Here is a 4,301-nt window from a genome sequence, read left to right as displayed (position 1 = left end):
GAGCAGCGCGGCAAATCAATGGTGGAGTCTAAGCTCGATTCCATATCAGGCATAGGTGAAAAGAGACGCAAGCTTCTCCTTAAGCATTTTGGCTCCATCAAAAAAATAAAAGAGGCCTCAGTCGAAGACTTCCGGCCTCTATCTATAGGTGAAAAGCTTGCTTCGCAAATTATTGCCGCGCTTAGGGAAGATCCGTTGTAATCAACGGTTCGACCCTTTTTTTATTACTCCTTGCAGTGCTGGCCCCCTAAGTAGAGGAGATCCGTTTGCGCTTGTTGTGAAAATATTTCAAGAAATAAGCGATCGGAATCGGAAGCAGTGTAAATACTACGGCAGAAATAATGTTAGGAGCTGTTCCAATTGTTATTAACGAGATGCTTACTGAGACACTGTTAAAAATGGCATGTGTAAACATCGATGTAATGAAACCGTATCTTACGAATATAAAGCTGAATATAAGACCTATAATCATCAGCTCAATTAGCCTGGTCGTGGACGGATAAAAGGGATAGGTGACATGTCCAAGTGCCCAGAAAAGTGTTGGCAATATTGCTGCGGCGAATGTGTTTTTGAACCATCTGCGGAACAATCCAATACCGAAAAATCGAAATACAGCTTCCTCTGAAATGGCGGCAGCCCAAGCGAGTACGGGCATCAGCCATAATATGCCCATGTTATAGGGAGACTGCGTTGCATCACTGGTTCCCCAAGTTCCGATTGAAAATTTTAATGCAATGAAGATTACAGCTTGTAATGCGAATAAAATAATGGCAAAAATGTAGGATAAGCCCATGCTGCGCCATACATGATCACCGTATCCCGGCTGACCGAACCGAGGCCACAGATCGCGTCCTTGCGCTTTCCAAAGGCCGTCCCCAGCCACGAGTGCGATATAAACCGACCCTGCCATTGGAATTGTAAACAAGACAGTAAAAATGGCGGTAATAACGACCATTTGATCACTAGCGTTTTCGCCCATCGAAGCGCGAATACCATCAAGCATGTTGAGGTTCATTATTATATAAGTAATAAAGAAAATGATGGTGAGTATAATTCCGTACTTAAAAGAAGTGAATTTTCGATACAGCACTGCGTAAATAATAGATAATACAAACAAGGCGAAGCTCATGAACATATAGCCAAACCCGGTAAGTAGTCCTGCTAATTTATCCTGTCCATTCACATACTTAATATAATCAGAAGGTGCTGTAAATGCAGGTTTATACATTGTGACGAGGGATTCTCCATTCACAGACTGTACTTTTAAGTCTATAGCTAGCTTTGCATCATCGATGCTGTAACCTGCGGGGGCCAAGCCCCATTCGCCATTTGGGTGAAACCTCATATTATTTTGTATTTCTTCTGTGCGGAAACCTTGCTCGTTCAAGAAAGAGGATACCAGCTTAGATTGTTGATTGTCCGGCAATTCATCTCCGCCAACTCGGAGGTTCCAAGAAACAACCTGTGTATCTTGCATATGTACATGGACAGTACCTCTGCCGCCATTAATGAACTTGAGTTCAACCTGATAAGTATCTGTTGGAAAATGTTTACCATATTGGTCAGAGTATGTTTTTACAAGATCTTCTTTGGCAAGATAACCATTCATTATTTTATCAGTTTGATGAATAGCCTTTGCGGACTTCACCTTAAGTCCGGTATATTCTTCCACGAAGAGAGTTGCCTTATCTTCTGCTTCAGATTTCTTGATGACATGTGTTTCAAACTCGCCGGATGAAATAGAAGCAATCATAGGAACAATTTCTATACTTACAAAAATAATGAAGCAAGCAATAGATGCCCATAAAAAACGTTTCCACTCATTTGGTTTGATGGAGTCAATCATTCGTTCACCTCAACTGGATAGAATAGATATTGCTCATTTCATTACCATATCACATTGATCCCTAAATTATCCAGTCACACCGTTTTTGAATAATGATCGAATGATATTAACAGAATAAGTGGATACAGTTGAAAACATTAGAAATAATGATATTCTTCAAGTAATCAAGCTGTTACCTTGCAGCATTGCCCCTTTTTGCCTTAATATCACCTCTTTTGAGCTTTATGTAAGCTTTGATCCGTACCTGCTTTAGATTATAATCGTGTAGCACTTGAGAACATTGATGAGAAGAAGGCTGATGGATGAAATTGAAATGGAGTTTATTGAAATGGTCACCGCCGCGCATACTGGTTAGCGGATTTGCACTTATTATATTAATAGGTGCTTTGTTGCTGTCTATGCCTTTTTCATCGACAACAGGTGAGCGTCTTCCTTTTTTGGACGCGCTATTCACTGCGACATCGGCAACCTGTGTGACCGGTCTCGTCGTTGTCGATACAGGAACATACTTCTCGGTACCTGGTCAAGTCATACTAATGATCCTTTTTCAACTTGGCGGACTAGGTTTTATGACGATGGCTACGCTTGTTGCGCTTGTGCTTAGGAAAAAAATATCACTAAAGGAACGGCTCTTGCTTCAAGAGGCGATGAATCAAACGAGTATGGAAGGAATCGTTYGGCTGATCCGACGAGTTATTATCTATTCCTTATCAATTGAACTAATCGGAATGTTGTTATTCACTTCTCGATTCGCATTCGATATGCCGATTGGAAAAGCGTTATACTTCGGTGCATTTCACGCCGTTTCCTTATTCAATAACGCTGGCTTTGATATTTTCGGCGGGTATAGAAGCTTAACAATGTATGTAGCAGATCCGATTGTTACTTTTACAGGTATGTTTCTCATTATTAGCGGGGGATTAGGTTTTGTAGTAATGACTGACCTTATGGAGTTTCGTAAAAAACGTAAGCTCACCCTGCACAGTAAAGTTGTACTTTCAATGACGGGATCATTAATTGCAATCGGCGCTATAGTTATTTTTATATTTGAGTTTTCCAATACGAAGACACTTGGTTCCTTGGATTGGAGCGGCAAAATTTTGTCCTCCTTGTTCCAGGCGGTTACACCTCGTACAGCTGGAGCCAATACGCTTGACTATACCCAATTGCGCCAAGCAACCGTGTTTTTCACCATTATTTTAATGTTTATTGGAGCTTCACCTGGTTCTACTGGTGGCGGTATTAAGACGACTACCTTCATGACTTTAGTCGGTGCTGTCTTTGCAATGATACGCGGCCGTGAAGATATAGTGCTGTTCCGCCATAGATTAGGTAAAGATCGAATATTTAAAGCTCTAACCATTACATTACTATCTCTGGCACTCGTTATTGTCGTTACGATGGTGCTATCGATGACAGAAGAGCAACCATTTATTAATATCTTATTTGAGGCGACATCAGCATTCGGTACAGTCGGTCTCTCGGTTGGCGTAACACCGGRACTATCTAATGTCGGAAAAATTATTATCGCAATAACGATGTTTGCCGGACGGCTTGGTCCTTTGACGCTCGCTTATGCGCTTGGGCCCCGTACAGAAAAAGAATTGTATCGGCATCCAGAAGGCAAAATCACAATCGGATAGGGGTTTAAGAAAGTGGCAACGAAAAAAAATCAGTTTGTTATTATAGGATTGGGAAGGTTCGGGTCTAGCTTAGGGCGGGAGCTCGTCCAGCTTGGATACGAGGTGCTTGGGGTAGACAAGGATGATGAGGCTGTACAAGAAATGAGCAGTGTTTTAACCTATGCAGTAGCTGCGGAGAGTACCGATGAAGAAACGCTTCGCTCATTAGGCGTACGCAACTTTGACTGTGGTGTAGTAGCTATCGGAGATGACATTCAAGCTAGCATCTTAACTGCTATTATACTTAAGGATCTTGGTGTGAAGAAGGTTGTTGCGAAGGCGATTAGTGAATTGCACGGGCGCGTACTTGAGAAAATAGGCGTTGATCGTGTTGTATATCCGGAGAGGGACATGGGTATTCGAGTGGCACATCAACTCGTGTCGCCAAATTTACTTGATTATATTGAGCTGTCCAAAGAATATACGATTGCTGAGCTTGCCGTTCCGAAGTGTTTGGACGGGAAGTCGCTGCATGACTTGAATCCACGTGCTAGATTCGGATGCAGCATTGTAGCCATCAATAAGATAGGTGGAATCATAATCGCTCCTACGGCAACTGATGTTCTAACAGAGAGTGATGTCATGGTTATAATCGGTACAAATGAACAAATCGAGCAGTTTGAGGCAACCGTTATACGCTAGATGGCGCAGTAATGGATGGATTCAGAAGCGTATTATTGGAAATGATGAAGGAAAGCAGCTTTTTTATATGCTGCTTTCCTTTTGATATGGAAACTTGGCAGCCATTTCATTAATCCACAGCCTCACAGATT

4 protein-coding genes are annotated in these 4,301 nt (G+C 41.9%); 3 read left to right on the top strand and 1 reads right to left on the bottom strand.

Annotated features, from left to right (window positions below; translation table 11 throughout):
- Window positions 1-201, top strand: a 201-nt coding sequence (locus AC1DWN_RS28940; RefSeq protein ID WP_477562340.1) for a helix-hairpin-helix domain-containing protein, incomplete at its 5' end; no start/stop codon positions are given.
- Between the two features lie 46 nt (window positions 202-247).
- Here AC1DWN_RS28940 and AC1DWN_RS28935 read toward each other — a convergent pair.
- Window positions 248-1,846 (bottom strand): CPBP family intramembrane glutamic endopeptidase, encoded by a 1,599-nt coding sequence (locus AC1DWN_RS28935; RefSeq protein WP_477562339.1) that lies wholly within the window; start codon window positions 1,844-1,846, stop codon window positions 248-250.
- Between the two features lie 302 nt (window positions 1,847-2,148).
- On the opposite strand from AC1DWN_RS28935, the gene AC1DWN_RS28930 reads away from it, so the two are divergent.
- Together AC1DWN_RS28930 and AC1DWN_RS28925 are read left to right on the top strand one after the other, a co-directional pair.
- Window positions 2,149-3,489: a TrkH family potassium uptake protein gene (locus AC1DWN_RS28930; RefSeq protein ID WP_477562338.1), complete on the top strand. Its 1,341-nt coding sequence runs from the start codon at window positions 2,149-2,151 to the stop codon at window positions 3,487-3,489.
- Between the two features lie 12 nt (window positions 3,490-3,501).
- Complete coding sequence (locus tag AC1DWN_RS28925) at window positions 3,502-4,170, top strand: potassium channel family protein (RefSeq protein WP_477562337.1); 669 nt, start codon at window positions 3,502-3,504, stop codon at window positions 4,168-4,170.
- Window positions 4,171-4,301 lie beyond the last annotated feature (131 nt).

The organism is Paenibacillus sp. P4_A7 (genome assembly GCF_056402455.1).
Note: the sequence above shows the minus strand (reverse complement) of the source record. Positions and strands in the feature narration are given on the sequence as shown.